Source organism: Salmonella sp. 741265116_PST (assembly GCF_046567715.1).
GTDB lineage: Bacteria > Pseudomonadota > Gammaproteobacteria > Enterobacterales > Enterobacteriaceae > Salmonella > Salmonella enterica.
Window position 1 is genome coordinate 1 of record NZ_JBKFPH010000048.1, and the last position, 18,335, is coordinate 18,335.

General features: G+C 54.9%; 18 protein-coding genes, 1 pseudogene and 1 riboswitch. Of the genes and pseudogenes, 10 read left to right on the forward strand and 9 right to left on the reverse strand.

What is annotated here, in order from left to right:
- Positions 1-383 precede the first annotated feature (383 nt).
- Together purH and purD are read left to right on the forward strand one after the other, a co-directional pair.
- Complete coding sequence (gene purH, locus ACLD11_RS20810) at positions 384-1,973, forward strand: bifunctional phosphoribosylaminoimidazolecarboxamide formyltransferase/IMP cyclohydrolase (protein WP_001651202.1); 1,590 nt, start codon at positions 384-386, stop codon at positions 1,971-1,973.
- A 15-nt stretch (positions 1,974-1,988) separates the two neighbouring features.
- Positions 1,989-3,278 (forward strand): phosphoribosylamine--glycine ligase, encoded by a 1,290-nt coding sequence (gene purD / locus ACLD11_RS20815; protein WP_411015321.1) that lies wholly within the window; start codon positions 1,989-1,991, stop codon positions 3,276-3,278.
- On the opposite strand, the gene zraR is transcribed toward purD, so the two are convergent.
- On the reverse strand, positions 3,275-4,600 hold the full coding sequence (zraR, locus tag ACLD11_RS20820) for a sigma-54-dependent response regulator transcription factor ZraR (RefSeq protein ID WP_411015322.1): 1,326 nt from the start codon (positions 4,598-4,600) through the stop codon (positions 3,275-3,277). The genes purD and zraR overlap by 4 nt on opposite strands.
- Before the next feature lie 5 nt (positions 4,601-4,605).
- On the reverse strand, positions 4,606-5,988 hold the full coding sequence (zraS, locus tag ACLD11_RS20825) for a two-component system sensor histidine kinase ZraS (RefSeq protein WP_411015323.1): 1,383 nt from the start codon (positions 5,986-5,988) through the stop codon (positions 4,606-4,608).
- A gap of 253 nt (positions 5,989-6,241) precedes the next feature.
- Between zraS and zraP the strand changes: the two genes are divergently transcribed.
- Positions 6,242-6,697 carry a zinc resistance sensor/chaperone ZraP gene (gene zraP, locus ACLD11_RS20830; RefSeq protein WP_000828129.1) on the forward strand — a complete coding sequence of 152 codons (456 nt, stop codon included), beginning with the start codon at positions 6,242-6,244 and terminating at the stop codon, positions 6,695-6,697.
- A 41-nt stretch (positions 6,698-6,738) separates the two neighbouring features.
- Here zraP and ACLD11_RS20835 read toward each other — a convergent pair whose 3' ends face one another.
- The 6 genes from ACLD11_RS20835 to nudC form a co-directional block, all read right to left on the reverse strand.
- Entirely contained in the window at positions 6,739-7,431 is a 693-nt protein-coding gene (locus tag ACLD11_RS20835; RefSeq protein ID WP_001083931.1) for a DUF1481 domain-containing protein, read from the reverse strand.
- Positions 7,432-7,442: 11 nt separating this feature from the next.
- Positions 7,443-7,715 carry a nucleoid-associated protein HU-alpha gene (gene hupA, locus ACLD11_RS20840; protein ID WP_001044509.1) on the reverse strand — a complete coding sequence of 91 codons (273 nt, stop codon included), beginning with the start codon at positions 7,713-7,715 and terminating at the stop codon, positions 7,443-7,445.
- 186 nt (positions 7,716-7,901) lie between these two features.
- Positions 7,902-8,492 carry a YjaG family protein gene (locus tag ACLD11_RS20845; protein ID WP_000940092.1) on the reverse strand — a complete coding sequence of 197 codons (591 nt, stop codon included), beginning with the start codon at positions 8,490-8,492 and terminating at the stop codon, positions 7,902-7,904.
- Positions 8,493-8,533: 41 nt separating this feature from the next.
- Entirely contained in the window at positions 8,534-9,205 is a 672-nt protein-coding gene (nfi, locus tag ACLD11_RS20850; RefSeq protein ID WP_000362359.1) for a deoxyribonuclease V, read from the reverse strand.
- A gap of 9 nt (positions 9,206-9,214) precedes the next feature.
- The gene (gene hemE / locus ACLD11_RS20855) at positions 9,215-10,279 is read right to left on the reverse strand and encodes a uroporphyrinogen decarboxylase (protein ID WP_000137619.1); all 1,065 of its coding nucleotides are present in this window, start codon (positions 10,277-10,279) and stop codon (positions 9,215-9,217) included.
- Positions 10,280-10,319: 40 nt separating this feature from the next.
- Positions 10,320-11,093, reverse strand: a complete 774-nt coding sequence (nudC, locus tag ACLD11_RS20860) for an NAD(+) diphosphatase (RefSeq protein WP_000373959.1) — start codon at positions 11,091-11,093, stop codon at positions 10,320-10,322.
- Between the two features lie 92 nt (positions 11,094-11,185).
- Here nudC and rsd point away from each other — a divergent pair, with 92 nt between their 5' ends.
- The 7 genes from rsd (at position 11,186) to thiH (ending at position 17,402) form a co-directional block, all read left to right on the forward strand.
- Positions 11,186-11,674, forward strand: a complete 489-nt coding sequence (gene rsd, locus ACLD11_RS20865) for a sigma D regulator (RefSeq protein ID WP_411015324.1) — start codon at positions 11,186-11,188, stop codon at positions 11,672-11,674.
- A 52-nt stretch (positions 11,675-11,726) separates the two neighbouring features.
- Positions 11,727-11,951: riboswitch (TPP riboswitch) on the forward strand.
- 86 nt (positions 11,952-12,037) lie between these two features.
- Positions 12,038-13,933 carry a phosphomethylpyrimidine synthase ThiC gene (thiC, locus tag ACLD11_RS20870; protein WP_411015325.1) on the forward strand — a complete coding sequence of 632 codons (1,896 nt, stop codon included), beginning with the start codon at positions 12,038-12,040 and terminating at the stop codon, positions 13,931-13,933.
- Positions 13,933-14,568 carry a thiamine phosphate synthase gene (gene thiE, locus ACLD11_RS20875; RefSeq protein WP_024798270.1) on the forward strand — a complete coding sequence of 212 codons (636 nt, stop codon included), beginning with the start codon at positions 13,933-13,935 and terminating at the stop codon, positions 14,566-14,568. The genes thiC and thiE overlap by 1 nt, the downstream gene beginning before the upstream one ends.
- Positions 14,561-15,319, forward strand: a complete 759-nt coding sequence (locus ACLD11_RS20880; protein WP_076727733.1) for a HesA/MoeB/ThiF family protein — start codon at positions 14,561-14,563, stop codon at positions 15,317-15,319. The genes thiE and ACLD11_RS20880 overlap by 8 nt, the downstream gene beginning before the upstream one ends.
- Positions 15,300-15,500 carry a sulfur carrier protein ThiS gene (gene thiS, locus ACLD11_RS20885; RefSeq protein WP_411015326.1) on the forward strand — a complete coding sequence of 67 codons (201 nt, stop codon included), beginning with the start codon at positions 15,300-15,302 and terminating at the stop codon, positions 15,498-15,500. The genes ACLD11_RS20880 and thiS overlap by 20 nt, the downstream gene beginning before the upstream one ends.
- Position 15,501: 1 nt before the next feature.
- A complete protein-coding gene (gene thiG / locus ACLD11_RS20890; RefSeq protein WP_411015327.1) occupies positions 15,502-16,272 on the forward strand; it encodes a thiazole synthase in 771 nt (256 codons plus the stop codon).
- Positions 16,269-17,402, forward strand: coding sequence for a 2-iminoacetate synthase ThiH (gene thiH, locus ACLD11_RS20895; protein WP_411012432.1), 1,134 nt, complete (start codon positions 16,269-16,271; stop codon positions 17,400-17,402). Before thiG ends, thiH begins: the two co-directional genes overlap by 4 nt.
- A 220-nt stretch (positions 17,403-17,622) precedes the next feature.
- Here thiH and ACLD11_RS20900 read toward each other — a convergent pair.
- Positions 17,623-18,276: pseudogene (locus ACLD11_RS20900) on the reverse strand (non-LEE encoded effector protein NleB); the annotation flags it as partial.
- Positions 18,277-18,335: the final 59 nt, after the last annotated feature.

Sequence of the window (18,335 nt, forward strand, 5' to 3'; positions counted from 1 at the left end):
GACCGGCTGTTTGTGTGAAGTGATTCACATCCGCCGTGTCGATGGAGGCGCATTATAGGGAGTTCTCTGCTGACCGCAATAGAAAAATTGCAGAAAAATGACTGTTTGCTGCATTCCCCAGCAAAACCCCTGGTTATACCCATTTACGCACAGACTTATCCACAAAATGCGCGTTCATTTCCTGGATCTTCTCACTCTGCAAACGATCTTTCAGGGATAAAAGCGGGTCCAGAATTTAAAAAGAAAAATTCGCGAGCGTTGCGCAAACGTTTTCGTTACAATGTCGCCGCAAAATGAGAATGCCCCATAAGGGGCGTTAGCTGAGTTTTTCACGAAAAATTCAGCTAACGCTCTCTGTAATCGTCAAATCCAGGGGATTTACCATGCAACAACGTCGTCCAGTCCGCCGCGCTCTGCTCAGTGTTTCTGACAAGGCCGGTATCATCGAATTCGCCCAGGCACTTTCCGCACGCGGTGTGGAGCTGCTGTCTACGGGGGGCACCGCCCGCCTGTTAGCAGAAAAAGGCCTGCCGGTGACCGAAGTTTCCGATTACACCGGTTTCCCGGAAATGATGGATGGACGCGTGAAGACCCTGCATCCGAAAGTCCACGGCGGCATCCTCGGTCGTCGCGGCCAGGACGATGCCATTATGGAGCAGCACCACATCGCCCCTATCGATATGGTGGTCGTTAACCTGTATCCGTTCGCCGAGACCGTGGCACGCGAAGGTTGCTCGCTGGAAGATGCGGTAGAGAACATTGATATCGGTGGCCCGACGATGGTGCGTTCCGCTGCCAAGAACCATAAAGACGTGGCAATCGTTGTGAAGAGCAGCGACTACGACGCCATTATTAAAGAGATGGATGCCAACGAAGGTTCACTGACCCTCGACACCCGCTTCGATCTCGCGATTAAAGCCTTCGAACACACCGCCGCCTACGACAGCATGATTGCCAACTACTTCGGCAGCATGGTTCCGGCCTACCACGGTGAAAGCAAAGAAGCCGCCGGTCGCTTCCCGCGTACGCTGAACCTGAACTTCATTAAGAAGCAGGACATGCGCTACGGCGAGAACAGCCACCAGCAGGCTGCCTTCTATATAGAAGAGAATGTCAAAGAAGCGTCCGTTGCTACCGCGCAGCAGGTGCAGGGCAAAGCGCTTTCCTACAACAACATCGCTGATACCGACGCGGCGCTGGAGTGTGTGAAAGAGTTCAACGAGCCAGCCTGCGTAATCGTCAAGCACGCTAACCCGTGCGGCGTGGCGGTAAGTACCTCGATTCTCGACGCTTACGATCGCGCCTATAAAACCGACCCGACCTCCGCGTTCGGCGGCATCATCGCCTTTAACCGCGAGCTGGATGCTGAAACCGCGCAGGCCATCATCTCCCGCCAGTTTGTCGAAGTGATCATCGCACCATCTGCGACCGAAGAAGCGCTGAAGATCACTGCCGCTAAACAGAACGTTCGCGTCCTGACCTGTGGCCAGTGGGCACAGCGCGTACCGGGCCTCGACTTTAAACGCGTTAACGGCGGCCTGCTGGTTCAGGATCGTGACCTGGGTATGGTGAGCGAAGCTGAACTGCGCGTGGTCTCTAAACGCCAGCCGACTGAGCAGGAACTGCGCGATGCGCTGTTCTGCTGGAAAGTGGCAAAGTTCGTGAAATCCAACGCCATTGTGTATGCCAAAGAGAACATGACCATCGGCATAGGCGCAGGCCAGATGAGCCGCGTGTACTCCGCCAAAATCGCCGGGATTAAAGCGGCTGACGAAGGTCTGGAAGTGAAAGGCTCCGCGATGGCCTCTGACGCCTTCTTCCCGTTCCGTGACGGTATTGATGCCGCTGCCGCTGTCGGCGTGAGTTGCGTGATCCAGCCTGGCGGTTCTATCCGTGATGATGAAGTGATTGCCGCTGCCGACGAACACGGTATTGCGATGATTTTCACCGACATGCGCCACTTCCGCCATTAATTCAGGGAGCAGACGATGAAAGTTTTAGTCATTGGTAACGGCGGTCGCGAACACGCGCTGGCCTGGAAAGCCGCACAGTCGCCGCTGGTTGATACTGTTTTTGTCGCACCGGGTAACGCCGGCACCGCGCTGGAACCTGCGTTGCAGAACGTGGCTATTGGGGTCACCGATATTCCGGCGCTGCTGAGCTTTGCCCAGAACGAGAAGATTGATCTGACCATCGTCGGCCCGGAAGCGCCGCTGGTGATTGGCGTGGTCGATGCGTTCCGCGCGGCGGGTCTGAAGATCTTTGGCCCAACCGAAGGGGCCGCCCAACTGGAAGGCTCCAAAGCGTTCACCAAAGATTTCCTCGCTCGTCACCAGATTCCGACGGCGGAATACCAGAATTTCACCGAGATTGAGCCAGCCCTGGCTTATCTGCGTGAGAAAGGCGCGCCGATCGTCATCAAGGCCGATGGTCTGGCTGCGGGCAAAGGCGTCATCGTGGCGATGACGCTGGAAGAAGCCGAAGCCGCCGTGCAGGACATGCTGGCAGGCAACGCCTTTGGCGACGCGGGCCACCGTATCGTGATTGAAGAGTTCCTCGACGGCGAAGAAGCGAGCTTTATCGTGATGGTCGACGGCGAGCACGTGCTGCCGATGGCCACCAGCCAGGATCACAAACGCGTAGGCAACGGCGATACCGGCCCGAACACCGGCGGCATGGGAGCTTACTCTCCGGCTCCAGTGGTAACTGATGAAGTGCATCAGCGCACCATGGAACGCATCATCTGGCCAACCGTAAAAGGCATGGCGGCGGAAGGGAATACCTATACCGGGTTCCTGTACGCGGGTCTGATGATCGACAAGCAGGGCAACCCGAAAGTTATCGAGTTCAACTGCCGCTTCGGCGATCCGGAAACCCAGCCGATCATGCTGCGCATGAAGTCGGACCTGGTGGATCTTTGCCTGGCCGCCTGCGACGGCAAGCTGGATGAGAAAACCTCTGAGTGGGATGAACGCGCCTCGTTGGGTGTGGTCATTGCCGCCGGAGGTTATCCGGGCAACTACAACACCGGCGATGAGATCCACGGCCTGCCGCTGGAATCCTCAACTGACGGCAAAGTCTTCCACGCTGGCACTAAGCTCGCCGACGACGATCGCGTGTTGACCAGCGGCGGACGCGTCCTGTGCGCCACCGCGCTGGGCCACACCGTGGCTGAGGCGCAGAAACGCGCTTACGCCCTGATGACCGACATCCGCTGGGACGGCAGCTTCAGCCGTAACGACATCGGCTGGCGCGCCATCGAGCGTGAGCAAAACTAACGGCTGAGTTTAGCCAGCAGCGTCTTACGCGTGATCCCTAACTGACGGGCGGCTTCCGTTTTGTTGCCGCCCGTTTTTTCCAGCGCCGCCAGAATGATCTCTTTTTCCACATCGACCAGCGGTTGGATCTCACCACTGTATTCCATTTTTATCGGCGTCGCGGCAATAGCGAGAGGCAATTCGCGTTCAGAAATGTATTCTCCCGTCAGCAACACCACCGCCCGTTCGATAGCGTTTTCCAGCTCACGGATATTGCCCGGCCAGTCGTAGTGGATCAGCAGATCCATCGCCTGAGGCGTAAACCCCTTCACTGCTTTTCGGTTACGTTCGGCAAAACGCCGCAGAAAATGGTCTGCCAGTAGCGGAATATCTTCCCGACGCTGGCGCAAAGAAGGCATTTCAATCGCCACCACATTCAGGCGGTAATAGAGATCCTGGCGAAAGCGACCGGCACTCACCTCTTCCGCCAGATCGCGGTGGGTAGCGGCAATTAACCGAACATCCACAGATATCGTCTGGTTACTTCCCACGCGTTGCACTTCGCGCTCCTGAATCGCCCGCAGCAAACGTACCTGCATTAACGGCGAGATATCGCCGATTTCATCAAGAAACAATGTCCCGCCGTCAGCTTCGACAAAGCGTCCCTCCCGACGTTTATCCGCCCCGGTAAACGCGCCTTTTTCGTGGCCGAACAGCTCAGACTCCAGCAGCGATTCATTAAGCGCGGCGCAGTTGAGCGTGACCAGCGGTTTATCGCTCCTGGCGCTACAGGCGTGTAGCGCCCGCGCCACCAGCTCTTTACCCGTGCCGGAGTCTCCGTGAATCAATACCGTGGCGTCTGATGGTGCGACCATCGCGATTTCATTCAGTAAATGTTGCATCGCCGGACTGCTGCCAATCATGCCAAATTGCGCAGCCGACGCCGATGGCAATTCAGCGCCCGTTTCCCGCGTATGCGCCAACGCCTTTTCCAGCGTCTCCTGCAGACGGTCAAAATCCAGCGGTTTAATTAAATAGTCGAGCGCGCCGGCTTTCAACGCCTCTACCGCCGTTTCCACGCTGGAGAATGCCGTCATAATCAAAATCGGAATGGCGGGGTTGAGCGCTTTAATCTCCTTCAGCGTGGCGATACCGTCCATCTCCGCCATACGCACATCGCACAGTACCAGATCAAAGACTTTCTCACGCACCTGAGCCAACGCATCATGCCCACTGTAGGCCAGAGCGACGTTATAGCCCCAGCCCCGAAGCAGCGCCTGTAAAATCGTGCAGTGGCTTACATCATCATCCACAACCAGAATATCGATTTTTCCGCGTATCACCCTTGTTAATCCTGTTGTCTCGCTATCACTGGCAACCAGATAGTAAAGACCGCGCCTTTACCCTCAATACTTTTCACCTTAATCGCGCCGCCATGCTGTTCGATGATATTTTGCACCACCGCCAGCCCCAGGCCTGTCCCGTCAGCTTTGGTCGTAAAATAAGGTGTAAAAATCGCCTCCAGCTGATCCGGGGCGATCCCTTTCCCGCTATCGGTAACAGTGATGATAACGCGGTCGGTCCCACTTTCTTTTGCCTCTACGCTAATCGTTCCCTGGCGGCCAATCGCATGAATAGCGTTCAGGTACAAATTCAACAGCACCTGAGTCAGCCTGTCCGGGTCAGCCTGAATACGCTTAAGCGTCTCATTCGCCGTGAACCTCAACTGAATCTCTCTGCTTTGGGCATCCTGACTGACCAGATTCAGGGAGTGAGTAATAATATCATTGAGGTTAACCGTCTGGAGCGTCAGATGCGCGGGCTTTACCAGTTCGAGCAATTCGCTTACCACCCGGTTCAAACGGTCGGCCTCTTTGGCCATCACCTGCGCCAGTTCATGCGACTCGCCGCCGGCAGGTGTGCGCTCGGCAAAGTATTTCGCCAGCCCTTTGATGGACGAGAGCGGGTTACGAATTTCGTGCGCGACGCCCGCCGCAAGATGCCCCATCGCCACCAGCTTTTCTTTACGCTTCATTGTATCAAGCAGTTCTCTGTGCGAACGCTGATAACGCTGATGCCAAAAAAACGCCAGTAACGTTGCCAACAGCACCGTCGCTAACGCAGACAAAACAATCAGCGTATTACGCCACTCTCTTGCCTGGGTCGCGGTCAGCTCGCTGGCGTCAAAGGCAATAAAAATAATTTGTTTCGCTGGTTCGTCGTCATTGGCGCAACGCGCCATGCCGTGGCCCCTCATACCGAAAAGCGGCTGGAACTGGCGGTAAATTTCCAGCGCAGGTACCGTCTCGCCGTTAGCAGCAACGTCGACACGCCGCCAACGCTCCTGCGGCCCTGGGTTTAGTTGAGGCATTTCAGATGTGGAATAGAGCGATTTGCCCACCCTGCCAGGGTTGCTATGAGTGATGATTACCCCCTGCGCATCGGTTACGGCGAACCACAACACGCCTGGCTGACCCGCCATCTCTTCCAGCAATGTCTGCTGTTGCGCGTGATGCATCCGCATACCCATACCTACTCGCGTGCCGGACTCCAGAGCGCGAATGAGTACATTTCCCTTTTCCAGCAGCGTCTGCCTGGCGGCAGCGCTCTCACGGCCATAGTCGCGAATGACCATAATGGAAAATAGCCCCACCAGAATGAAAATCGCCGCAGGTAACAGCCGACTCAACCACGTTGCAGCGGCATCTTTATGTAATCGAATAAAACTCACAGGCTTCCCCGGCTCGTTTTTATTTTCCTTACTTAAGCAGAGATCATGCCATTCTTCGCTCCGCATAACCGCGCATTGTCGCACACCCTTTCGGATACGAGTGGGTAAAAATGACTCGCCAGGCGGATCATGCGAGTCATTTTTACTCGCTTTTTGCCGCCTGAAGCGGGTTAACTCGCTGCCCGACAAGGAATAGTTACCTGGCACGGAAGATGCAAGAGAGAGGATAAGATGAGCAACAGGAGAACGCAAAATGAAACGGAACAATAAATCAGCTATCGCGCTAATCGCCCTCTCTCTTTTGGCCCTGAGCTCCGGTGCCGCCTTCGCCGGGCATCACTGGGGCAACAATGACGGGATGTGGCAACAGGGAGGTAGCCCGTTAACTACGGAACAGCAGGCGACGGCGCAGAAGATTTATGATGATTACTATACGCAGACCAGCGCGCTGCGCCAGCAACTGATATCCAAACGTTATGAATACAACGCGCTACTGACCGCCAGTTCGCCGGATACTGCGAAAATTAACGCGGTTGCCAAAGAGATGGAGTCATTAGGCCAGAAGTTAGATGAGCAACGCGTGAAACGGGATGTCGCGATGGCGCAGGCTGGCATACCACGCGGCGCAGGAATGGGCTATGGCGGTTGCGGCGGCTATGGCGGCGGTTATCATCGCGGCGGCGGTCATATGGGTATGGGAAACTGGTAAAGCATGTTTGCCGAATGGCGGCTTCGCCATTCGGTATTCCATCAAAAGGTTTTCGCTTGCGGCTGCCAGTGACAGAAATCTGAATTCGCCACCAGCAAAAGTTGCGATCCTTCCGGCGCCTCCAGCCATGCTACGCTCACCTCTACCGATGAGTGGTTCTGGCGGCGCTCAATGTGGCTTATTGCCCAGGAATCCAGATCCGGTTTCAGCGTTTCACCTTCACAGGTGGTGACCGTATGGTCGGCGTGCCAGCGTCCCTGGCGTAGTATGACCCGCCCCAGGCGCAAGGCGTCGCTGGTCTGACGGATTTGTTCGGCGCGATAGCGATACAAGGCAATCTGATCGTTGGAAAGCTGCTGCTTCTGCCCCCCGACTTCACGCTGCATAAAACTGAGTTCGCCATGAGCGTCGAAACGCGCGCGAATATGTTCTGGCGGTTTACTGTAAATATTGAGTTCAATAAGCGAAAGCGTATCACCCTGCCAACGATATTCACTGGTCGTCGTGCTGCCGCTATGCCACGGGCTAAAAACAGAAAGCAGATGGACTTCATCGTTCGTATCTTTACGCCAGATACGCACCGCGCCGTGATCGCCGGCAAAGCCGCTGGCAGTAAACGGAGGCGGTGAAGCGTTATGACTGCAGGCAGTCAGCAACAGCGCGCCGGAAAACAGAAACGCGCGACGCCAGACAGACAAAAGGGGCTGACGAGCCCCTTCGATAAAACTGTTCACAGCTACGCGTCTTACTTAACTGCGTCTTTCAGCGCTTTACCAGAAACAAACGCCGGTACGTTAGCGGCGGCGATTTTGATTTCTTTACCGGTCTGTGGGTTACGGCCAGTGCGCTCAGCACGGTGGTTCACTTTGAAGGTACCGAAACCAACCAGTTGTACAGCATCGCCTTCTTTCAGAGACTCAGTAATAGCAGCCAGAGTGGATTCCAGAGCAGCTTTAGCCTGGGTTTTGGACAGTTCTGCTTTGTCTGCAATTACATCAATCAGTTGAGTCTTGTTCATAAGTTATCCTTACAATGTGTTTATCGCTTGCTAAGCATCGAGTGCGACGGAAATGCCAGAAAAGCACTCTCCTGCATACACGCACCGATAGCCACTTTTTTTCGCCTCCCAAATGTAGACCAGACGGGGGGCATAAGGGAAGCCTTATGGCACGACAAATCAGACGTTAAATCACGTTTTCTGGTGTCATTGCTGAAAATTTATACCGATATTGCTCTCACCAGCCTCGCGCAGGTCTGCCCTGAGCCCTTTTATCAGTTCAATATCGCGTTCTTCGCAGTCGGCTAAAAGTCGGAATATTTCCCACTGAATATCCCATTCCTGTTCAACGGCAGGGTTCGTTTTGAGCTCCTCATCGGTCATTTCCCGACCAGCCTGAGTCATTTCCAACATCGCCACCGTAGTAATGGAAGTCTTACTAACCTCAATAGCGTGTTCCAGCGTTTCGCCGCTAAGACGAGAATGCATTAATTCACTTAATGCGACGCAGGCGTCAATCGCCGGGTAAACGCCGTACAGATCATAGTCGTCGGCTGCCGGAATTGCCTCTTCAAACTTCTCCAGTTGACTATCGAAATTGACCTTCGCATCTTTCACCGTCAGGGTTTCCCAGATCAGATCCAGAATGCGACGGTAGATCTGTCCGTCGCCGAATTCCGTCTGCTTGCAAAACATGGCGTAGTTCGGGTACATGCGCTCGCACAAGCAGGCCATAAAAGTAACGTGCTGCCAGCTTTCCAGCCGCTCCAGACGCAAATGAATCGGGTTTTGTAACATGATGGAATCTCGAATCGGAAATTAGCGGCAGTTTACCTGAATCAGCGCTGAATTTCTTGCCAACGAACAAACGCCGGACGCCCGGAAGCGACGGCATCCGCCCAGCGCGTCGGCTCCGGCAGGCGATACCCTTTCATACAGCGCTGTACCCACGCCAGCGCGCTGTCAGTACTGACCCGGTGCCCTGTCGCGATAAACAGCGGATTACAGCGCGCCTTGCTGCGCCATACCCACGCCAGTTGCTCGCCTTTATCCATTAAGGGACTAAGTGCGCCAGGTTCGGCGGAAAGCGGTTCAAATTTACCGCATAGCCGTTTTTTCGCCACGCCGATGGTCGGTACGTCCACCAACAGTCCAAAATGACTGGCGACGCCAAGCCGACGCGGATGCGAAATACCGTGACCGTCCACAAACAGCAAATCGGGCTTTTGCGAGAGCTGTTCCCACGCCGCCAGCAGCGCAGGATATTCACGAAAAGAGAGAAAGCCGGGGATATACGGCATAGTGGTGGCAATACGCGCCACCTTGTACTCTACCAGTTCAAGCGACGGATATTTCAGCAATACCATCGCCGCCCGCGTCACCTCGCCCCCTTGCTCAAAACCGACGTCCGCCCCGCCGATAAACGCTGGCGGATCTTTGTCCAACCGATCTTCGCGGCAAACCGATGAAGCAAGTTCTATCTGTTGAGCACGTAGCGACGCGAGATCCATACTAACTCCTTAGTTGTGATACTGCGCAGAAAGTCGGTGCACTGCCTCCACAAATGCGCCAGCATGTTCTGGCGGCACATCCTGATGGATGCCATGTCCAAGGTTAAAGACGTGCCCTTCTCCCTGACCGAAGCCAGCAAGTATAGTCGCTACCTCGTCTTCGATCCGTGCCGGCGGCGCATACAGCATCGAGGGGTCCATATTGCCCTGCAGCGCCACTTTATGGCCAACGCGACGGCGCGCATCGGCGATATCTGTCGTCCAGTCGAGACCCAGCGCATCGCAGCCGGTTTCCGCCATCGCCTCCAGCCACTGACCGCCACCTTTAGTGAACAGCGTTACCGGCACGCGGCGACCGTCGTTTTCACGCAGCAGGCCATCGACGATTTTATGCATGTAGTAGAGGGAGAACTGCTGGTAATCGCGGCCAGTCAGCACGCCGCCCCAGGTGTCGAAAATCATCACCGACTGCGCGCCCGCTTTGATTTGCGCGTTGAGGTACAGCGTGACGCTTTTCGCCAACTTATCCAGCAGCAGATGCAACGCCTGCGGGTCAGCGTACATCATCTTTTTAATCACCGTGAAGGCTTTGCTACTGCCGCCTTCCACCATGTAAGTCGCCAGCGTCCACGGGCTGCCGGAAAAGCCAATCAGCGGAACCTCGCCTTTTAGTTCGCGGCGAATCGTGCGTACCGCATTCATCACGTAGCCCAGTTCATCCTCCGGATCGGGAATGGGCAGCTTATCGACATCGGCTTTGCAGGTGACAGGAGCCGTAAAGCGCGGGCCTTCCCCGGCTTCAAAATAGAGCCCCAGGCCCATCGCGTCCGGAATCGTCAGGATATCCGAGAAAAGGATCGCCGCATCAAGCGGATAACGGCGCAGCGGCTGTAAAGTGACCTCGCAGGCCAGTTCGGCATTTTTGCACAGCGACATAAAATCGCCCGCCTGAGCGCGAGTGGCTTTGTACTCCGGTAGATAACGGCCCGCCTGGCGCATCATCCACACTGGCGTAACATCAACGGGCTGGCGCAGCAGCGCACGTAGATAACGATCGTTTTTGAGTTCGGTCATTTTTACATTCCTTTAGCGTTGATGCGCCCAGTGTAACATGTCAATCATATTCAGCCCGACACATTGCCACCGTATCTTCGATCAAACGGCGCGCGACGGTGCCCGGCGGCGGCAGTAGCGGCAGATCGTCATAACGATACCAATTTGCTTCCAACAGCTCTTTCGGGTCGATGACGATATCGCCGCTGTCATACTCCGCCATGAAAGCGGTCATCAGCGACTGCGGGAAAGGCCACGGCTGGGAAGTCACATAGCGCAGATTTTTCACCTTAATGCCGCTCTCCTCCATTACCTCTCGCGCGACCGCCTGTTCTAAGGTTTCGCCGACTTCAACAAACCCAGCCAGTACCGTATGCACGCCGTTACGGTGGCGAACATGTCGGGCAAGTAGAATAGAATCCTCACGGCGAATGGCAACAATAATGCAGGGGGCGATTTGCGGGTAGTAACGCTCGCGGCAATGGCTGCACAGCATCGCCCATTCGGTTTTACTCGGGTGCATAGGGTGCCCGCAATAGCCGCAAAATTTATGCGATCGGTAAAACTCCGCCAACTGTACGCCACGTCCCGCCAGTTGGAACAACCCGGCATCCTGATCGATAACCTGGCGAACCGATCCCATATCATGGCGTCGATGCTGTAACACCAGCCAGACGGGCTCGCCTTGCCATTCACCTATCCGGAGTGCGCGCTGCCCCACAAGATCGAAATTTGCCGCCAGCCCGTGTGGTAATTCCCCATACGGCAACCATAATTTTTGTTCATGGCTGACGATCCACCAGCCACTCTCTAATTTTTCAATTATACGATCCATAGCTCTTGCACTACCTTTGCTTCACTGGCATGTTGTTAACATTATTTTTACATTCATGGCGAGCAGCCTTTATCTAACTTGCGGAGACAATCATGCTAAACCAGCTGGAAACCCTGACGGAGCGCGTTGGCGGAAGCAACAAACTGGTCGATCGCTGGCTGGATGTACGTAAGCACCTGCTCGTGGCTTACTACAACCTGGTTGGCATTAAGCCTGGCAAAGAATCGTACATGCGGCTGAATGAAAAAGCGCTGAATGATTTTTGTCAGAGCCTGGTCGATTACCTTTCCGCCGGGCACTTCAGTATTTATGAACGTATTCTCCATAAATTGGAAGGAAACGGTCAGCTTTTACATGCGGCAAAAATCTGGCCGCTGCTGGAAGATAATACGCAGCGCATTATGGGTTATTACGACACCAGCCTGGAAACTGCCATCGATCACGATAATTGTCTCGAATTTCAACAAGCTCTGTCAGATATCGGCGAAGCGCTGGAAGCCCGCTTTGTGCTGGAAGACAAGCTGATTATGCTGGTGTTTGACGCGATGCACGACGGCGCCAGAGTCAAACGTCCTGCTTGAGTTCTGCGCGAGTAACGGGTAGTTTACTTCAGCCCCCTCTTCGGAGGGGCGGTTATCTTGTCGGAGTGCTAATTTTCCACAAAAGCGTTCGTGATGCGTCAAGGCGGCAAGTCGGTGAATCTCCAGGAGCTTACATAAGTAAGTGACTGGAGTGAGCGGACGAAGCCAACGAAGAGGCAGCGCGAAGGATGAAGTGGAAAAGGCTGAGACCGTTAATTCGGGATCCGCGGAACCTGATCAGGTTAATACCTGCGAAGGGAACAAGAGTAATTCTGCTTTATGCTGCTGCCTTTACGGGCGGCGCACATCCATTACTCCATCCGTCGTCTGACAAGCCACGTCCTTAATTTTTTGGAATGAGCTATGTCTACAACAACGTTAACCCGCCGCGAGCAGCGCGCTAAAGCTCAGCATTTTATCGATACGCTGGAAGGCACCGCGTTTCCCAACTCGAAACGCATCTACGTGACCGGTTCGCAGCATGATATTCGCGTACCGATGCGCGAAATTCAACTTAGCCCGACGCTCATCGGCGGCAGTAAAGACAACCCGCAGTTTGAAGAGAACGAACCCGTGCCGGTGTACGACACCTCCGGTCCCTATGGCGATCCTGAGGTGGCGATTAACGTCCAGCAGGGTCTGGCAAAACTGCGCCAGCCATGGATTGACGCACGTAACGATAGCGAAGAATTAGACGACCGTAGCTCGGCTTATACCAGAGAACGTCTGGCCGACGATGGCCTGGACGATCTGCGTTTTACCGGCCTGCTGACGCCAAAACGCGCTAAAGCCGGACACCGCGTGACGCAACTTCATTATGCCCGCCAGGGGATCGTCACTCCCGAAATGGAGTTCATCGCCATCCGTGAAAACATGGGCCGGGAGCGTATCCGCAGTGAAGTACTGCGCCACCAGCATCCGGGGATGAACTTTGGCGCGCGCCTGCCGGAAAACATTACGCCGGAATTCGTACGTGATGAAGTGACTGCGGGCCGCGCGATTATTCCTGCCAACATCAACCACCCGGAATCGGAGCCGATGATTATTGGCCGCAACTTCCTGGTCAAAGTGAATGCCAACATCGGCAACTCGGCAGTCACCTCCTCCATCGAAGAAGAGGTGGAGAAGCTGGTGTGGTCAACCCGCTGGGGCGCGGATACGGTAATGGATCTCTCCACCGGTCGCTATATTCACGAAACCCGTGAGTGGATCCTGCGTAACAGCCCGGTACCGATCGGCACCGTCCCGATCTACCAGGCGCTGGAGAAGGTCAACGGGATCGCCGAAGATCTTACCTGGGAAGCGTTCCGCGACACGCTGCTGGAGCAGGCCGAACAAGGGGTAGACTATTTCACTATTCACGCTGGCGTACTACTGCGCTACGTGCCGATGACCGCCAAACGTCTGACCGGGATTGTCTCACGCGGCGGGTCAATCATGGCGAAATGGTGTCTCTCCCATCACAAAGAGAACTTCCTGTTCGAACATTTCCGCGAGATTTGCGAAATCTGCGCCGCCTACGACGTTTCCCTGTCGCTGGGCGACGGCCTGCGCCCCGGCTCCATTCAGGACGCCAACGACGACGCGCAGTTTGCCGAACTGCATACGCTGGGCGAGCTGACCAAAATCGCCTGGGAATACGACGTGCAGGTGATGATTGAAGGCCCGGGCCACGTGCCGATGCAGATGATTCAGCGCAACATGACCGAAGAGCTGGAGAGCTGCCACGAAGCGCCGTTCTACACCTTAGGGCCGTTGACCACCGATATCGCGCCGGGCTATGACCACTTCACCTCCGGCATTGGCGCCGCGATGATCGGCTGGTTTGGCTGCGCGATGCTGTGTTACGTGACGCCGAAAGAGCATCTCGGCCTGCCGAACAAAGAAGATGTGAAGCAGGGGCTGATCACCTACAAAATCGCCGCCCACGCCGCGGATTTAGCCAAAGGGCATCCGGGCGCGCAGATCCGCGATAACGCGATGTCGAAAGCGCGCTTCGAATTCCGCTGGGAAGATCAGTTTAACCTCGCGCTCGACCCGTTCACCGCCCGCGCTTATCACGATGAAACCCTGCCACAGGAGTCCGGTAAGGTTGCCCACTTCTGTTCCATGTGCGGGCCGAAGTTCTGCTCGATGAAAATCAGCCAGGAAGTCCGCGATTACGCCGCCGCGCAAGCCATTGAAGTCGGCATGGCGGATATGTCGGAAAACTTCCGCGCCAAAGGTGGCGAAATTTATCTCAAGCGGGAGGAAGTCTGATGTATCAGCCTGATTTCCCGACCGTGCCGTTCCGCCTCGGGCTTTACCCGGTGGTGGACAGCGTTGCATGGATTGAGCGCCTGCTGGAGGCGGGCGTGCGCACGATCCAGTTGCGTATCAAAGATAAGCGCGATGAAGAGGTAGAAGCGGATGTTATTGCCGCCATCGCGCTGGGGCGTCGTTATGACGCCCGGCTGTTTATCAACGATTACTGGCGTCTGGCAATTAAGCACCGCGCTTACGGCGTGCATCTGGGCCAGGAAGACCTTGAAACCACCGACCTGAAAGCGATTCAGGCGGCGGGCTTACGCCTGGGCGTATCGACCCACGATGATATGGAGATAGACGTGGCGCTGGCCGCTAAGCCTTCTTATATCGCGCTGGGTCATGTCTTCCCCACGCAAACCAAGCAGATGCCTTCCGCCCCGCAGGGGCTGGCGCAGCTGGCCAGTCATATTGAACGTCTGGCGGATTACCCGACCGTCGCGATCGGCGGCATCAGCCTTGAACGCGCTCCGGCGGTACTGGCGACCGGCGTCGGCAGTATTGCCGTGGTCAGCGCCATTACTCAGGCTGCCGACTGGCGCGCCGCTACCGCGCAGTTACTGGCAATCGCGGGAGTGGGCGATGAATGACCGCGATTTTATGCGCTACAGTCGGCAAATCCTGCTCGGCGATATCGCCATTGAAGGCCAGCAAAAGCTGCTCAATAGCCATGTATTGATTGTCGGCTTAGGCGGATTGGGTTCGCCTGCCGCGCTGTATCTGGCGGGAGCAGGCATCGGCACACTGACGCTGGCGGATGATGACGATGTTCACTTGAGCAATCTCCAGCGGCAAATTCTGTTCACCACCGATGATATCGCCCACCCGAAGGCGCAGGCGGCAAAGCTACGGCTGGCGCAGCTCAACCCCGGTAGCGAGCTGATCGTATTGCAACAACGTCTGACTGGCGATGTGCTTAAAAACGCGGTAGCACACGCCGACGTGGTGCTCGACTGTACCGATAACATGGCCACGCGCCAGGAAATTAACGCCGCCTGCGTGGCGCTCAACACTCCGTTAATTTCCGCCAGCGCCGTCGGCTTCGGTGGCCAGCTAATGGTCCTCACACCACCGTGGGAACAAGGCTGTTACCGCTGCCTGTGGCCGGACGATGTCGAGCCTGAACGCAACTGCCGTACCGCCGGTATCGTCGGACCGGTTGTTGGCGTGATGGGCACCTTGCAGGCGCTGGAGGCAATCAAATTACTCAGCGGGATGGAAACGCCGAGCGGCGAGCTACGCCTCTTTGACGGTAAAACCAGCCAGTGGCGCAGCCTGGCGCTGCGTCGTGCCAGCGGCTGTCCGGTCTGCGGAGGGCAACATGCAGATTCAGTTCAATGATGAACCGATGCAGTGCGCCGAAGGGCAAACCGTCAGCAGCCTGCTCGCTACGCTTAATCAGCTTAAACCGGGCGCGGCGCTGGCGCTCAATCAGCAGATCCTGCCGTGCGAGCAGTGGCAGCAGCAAATCGTGCAGGAAGGCGACCAGATCCTGCTTTTTCAGGTTATTGCAGGAGGTTGATATGTTACGTATTGCCGACAAAACGTTTGATTCACATCTGTTCACCGGTACCGGGAAGTTTGCCTCATCGCAACTGATGGTCGAGGCAATTCGCGCTTCCGGCAGCCAGTTGGTGACGCTGGCGATGAAGCGCGTGGATTTACGTCAGCACAACGACGCTATCCTCACGCCGCTCATTGAAGCGGGCGTCACGCTGCTGCCCAATACCTCCGGGGCGAAAACCGCTGAAGAGGCGATCTTCGCCGCCCAACTGACGCGCGAAGCGCTGGGCACTCACTGGCTGAAATTAGAAATCCATCCGGACGCCCGCTGGCTGTTGCCAGACCCGATTGAAACGTTGAAAGCCGCCGAGGCGCTGGTGAAACAGGGCTTCGTGGTGCTGCCCTACTGCGGCGCGGATCCGGTGTTATGCAAGCGGCTGGAAGAGGTCGGCTGCGCGGCGGTGATGCCGCTCGGCGCGCCTATCGGTTCGAATCAGGGGCTGGAAACCAAAGCGATGCTGGAGATTATTATCCAGCAGTCCACCGTGCCGGTGGTGGTTGATGCGGGCATCGGCGTCCCCAGCCACGCCACTCAGGCGCTGGAAATGGGCGCCGACGCGGTGCTGGTCAATACGGCAATCGCGGTAGCCGACAGCCCGGTGATGATGGCAACCGCTTTCCGTCTGGCTGTAGAAGCGGGAGTACTGGCGCGTCAGGCGGTGCCGGGTAATCGTAGCCCCTACGCCAGCGCCACCAGCCCGCTCACCGGATTTCTGGAGGCGTTAGCATGAAAACCTTCACTGACCGTTGGCGGCAACTGGAGTGGGACGATATTCGCCTGCGCATCAACGGTAAAACCGCCGCCGACGTAGAGCGAGCTCTTAACGCTCCACAGCTAAGTCGTGACGACCTGATGGCGCTGCTCTCCCCCGCCGCCGCCGATTATCTGGAACCGATGGCGCAGCGGGCACAAAAGCTGACCCGACAACGCTTTGGCAATACCGTCAGCTTTTACGTGCCGCTTTATCTCTCAAACCTCTGTGCCAACGACTGTACCTACTGCGGTTTTTCGATGAGCAACCGCATTAAGCGTAAAACGCTGGATGAGGTGGATATTCAAAGGGAGTGCGATGCTATCCGTAAACTGGGCTTTGAGCATCTGTTGCTGGTGACTGGCGAACATCAGGCCAAAGTAGGAATGGACTATTTTCGCCGTCATTTACCCGCCATCCGCCGTCAATTTTCATCATTACAGATGGAAGTCCAGCCGCTGGCGACCGAGGAGTATGCCGAACTGAAAACGCTCGGACTTGATGGCGTGATGGTTTATCAGGAGACTTATCATGAGACAATCTATGCACAGCATCACCTGAAGGGAAAGAAACAGGACTTTTTCTGGCGGCTGGAAACGCCGGATCGGTTAGGCCGGGCAGGTATCGACAAAATCGGTCTTGGCGCGCTAATTGGTCTGTCGGACAACTGGCGGGTGGATTGCTATATGGTAGCTGAACATGTGCTGTGGATGCAGAAACAGTACTGGCAGAGTCGCTACTCTGTTTCCTTCCCGCGTCTGCGCCCGTGTACTGGCGGTGTGGAACCCGCATCTGTGATGGATGAAAAGCAACTGGTGCAAACGATTTGCGCTTTCCGGTTATTGGTGCCGGAAATTGAATTATCACTCTCCACCCGCGAATCGCCGTGGTTCCGTGACCATGTGATTCCTCTGGCAATCAACAACGTCAGCGCCTTCTCAAAAACCCAGCCCGGCGGCTACGCTGACGATCATCCTGAACTGGAGCAGTTTTCTCCCCACGATGCCCGTCGGCCTGAAACCGTAGCAAGCGCGTTAAGCGCGCAAGGGTTACAGCCCGTGTGGAAAGACTGGGACAGTTGGCTGGGGCGCGCTTCGCAAATGCGGTGAACCCGTATGTAAACGCATTAATATTTCACGAACGAGTACGTAATGTGAAAAATGGGAGATGGTTATCGATCTCCCGTTTTTTTATGTCCGTTCTGAACAGCACTGCGATTTTAAAGTTTCGTTGTAGTAGAGAAAACTGAGCAACAAATATTTTTCGCCGAAACTTGATAATTTATGCCAATATTTTATGTATTCAATAGCATGATTATTGCCATTTCCACTACGACACATGCCTCGCCCATGAACTTTGCGTAAACTGACTGGTATTCAGTATAATGTTATTATGCTTAAACTCAATAAAATCGCAAAAAGAATTATAATTTTCATTTAAAGAATAATTAAAATGTTTTCTAATTCCATTACATACACCATCAGAATAGGGATCAGCATCAAATTTAGTATGCATTATTTCCAATCCAGCAAGTAAAGCCGGGTGGTTATTGCGATCAACAGCTATTATCCCGTTTTCCATAGAAGCACGGCCATCTATCCTTTCTACATGAACAGCGATTCCATCCGGAATATATATGCCCCCCAGTTTTTCCGTGATAATCATATCAGCATCGAGATATATACACCCACTATTTGTTGATAAATCATAACGCCCAACCTTATCCGCCTCCAAAAATAACTGACCAGCCTTTAACATAGCCATATTCCTGTAAAAATCAAACCATCCATGGCCTTTATCCAGTAAGTAAGATTTAATTAATGAATCATTACCCTCTTGAATATCACTCAATTCTTTTTTCAATAGCTGCAGTAAATGACAATCCCTTTTTTCTTCTGGCATGGACTCTTGCTTAGAAATATTTTCCATATAAATTTCTGATAATTTTTTATCGTACATGCTAAAGTCAATATCATTTCTATACCCGTGATCATTGAAGATGCTTGATTTTTCGGCAACAGGAGATCATGCTGCTCACCATG

Excerpts from the sequence above, each read along its gene's own strand:
- thiC (WP_411015325.1), top strand. The coding sequence starts at position 12,038 with ATGTCTACAACAACGTTAACCCGCCGCGAGCAGCGCGCTAAAGCTCAG.
- ACLD11_RS20845 (WP_000940092.1), bottom strand. The coding sequence starts at position 8,492 with ATGTTACAAAACCCGATTCATTTGCGTCTGGAGCGGCTGGAAAGCTGG.
- thiG (WP_411015327.1), top strand. The coding sequence starts at position 15,502 with ATGTTACGTATTGCCGACAAAACGTTTGATTCACATCTGTTCACCGGT.
- ACLD11_RS20880 (WP_076727733.1), top strand. The coding sequence starts at position 14,561 with ATGAATGACCGCGATTTTATGCGCTACAGTCGGCAAATCCTGCTCGGC.
- thiE (WP_024798270.1), top strand. The coding sequence starts at position 13,933 with ATGTATCAGCCTGATTTCCCGACCGTGCCGTTCCGCCTCGGGCTTTAC.
- hupA (WP_001044509.1), bottom strand. The coding sequence starts at position 7,715 with ATGAACAAGACTCAACTGATTGATGTAATTGCAGACAAAGCAGAACTG.
- nudC (WP_000373959.1), bottom strand. The coding sequence starts at position 11,093 with ATGGATCGTATAATTGAAAAATTAGAGAGTGGCTGGTGGATCGTCAGC.
- purH (WP_001651202.1), top strand. The coding sequence starts at position 384 with ATGCAACAACGTCGTCCAGTCCGCCGCGCTCTGCTCAGTGTTTCTGAC.
- rsd (WP_411015324.1), top strand. The coding sequence starts at position 11,186 with ATGCTAAACCAGCTGGAAACCCTGACGGAGCGCGTTGGCGGAAGCAAC.
- nfi (WP_000362359.1), bottom strand. The coding sequence starts at position 9,205 with ATGGATCTCGCGTCGCTACGTGCTCAACAGATAGAACTTGCTTCATCG.
- thiS (WP_411015326.1), top strand. The coding sequence starts at position 15,300 with ATGCAGATTCAGTTCAATGATGAACCGATGCAGTGCGCCGAAGGGCAA.
- zraP (WP_000828129.1), top strand. The coding sequence starts at position 6,242 with ATGAAACGGAACAATAAATCAGCTATCGCGCTAATCGCCCTCTCTCTT.
- purD (WP_411015321.1), top strand. The coding sequence starts at position 1,989 with ATGAAAGTTTTAGTCATTGGTAACGGCGGTCGCGAACACGCGCTGGCC.
- thiH (WP_411012432.1), top strand. The coding sequence starts at position 16,269 with ATGAAAACCTTCACTGACCGTTGGCGGCAACTGGAGTGGGACGATATT.
- hemE (WP_000137619.1), bottom strand. The coding sequence starts at position 10,279 with ATGACCGAACTCAAAAACGATCGTTATCTACGTGCGCTGCTGCGCCAG.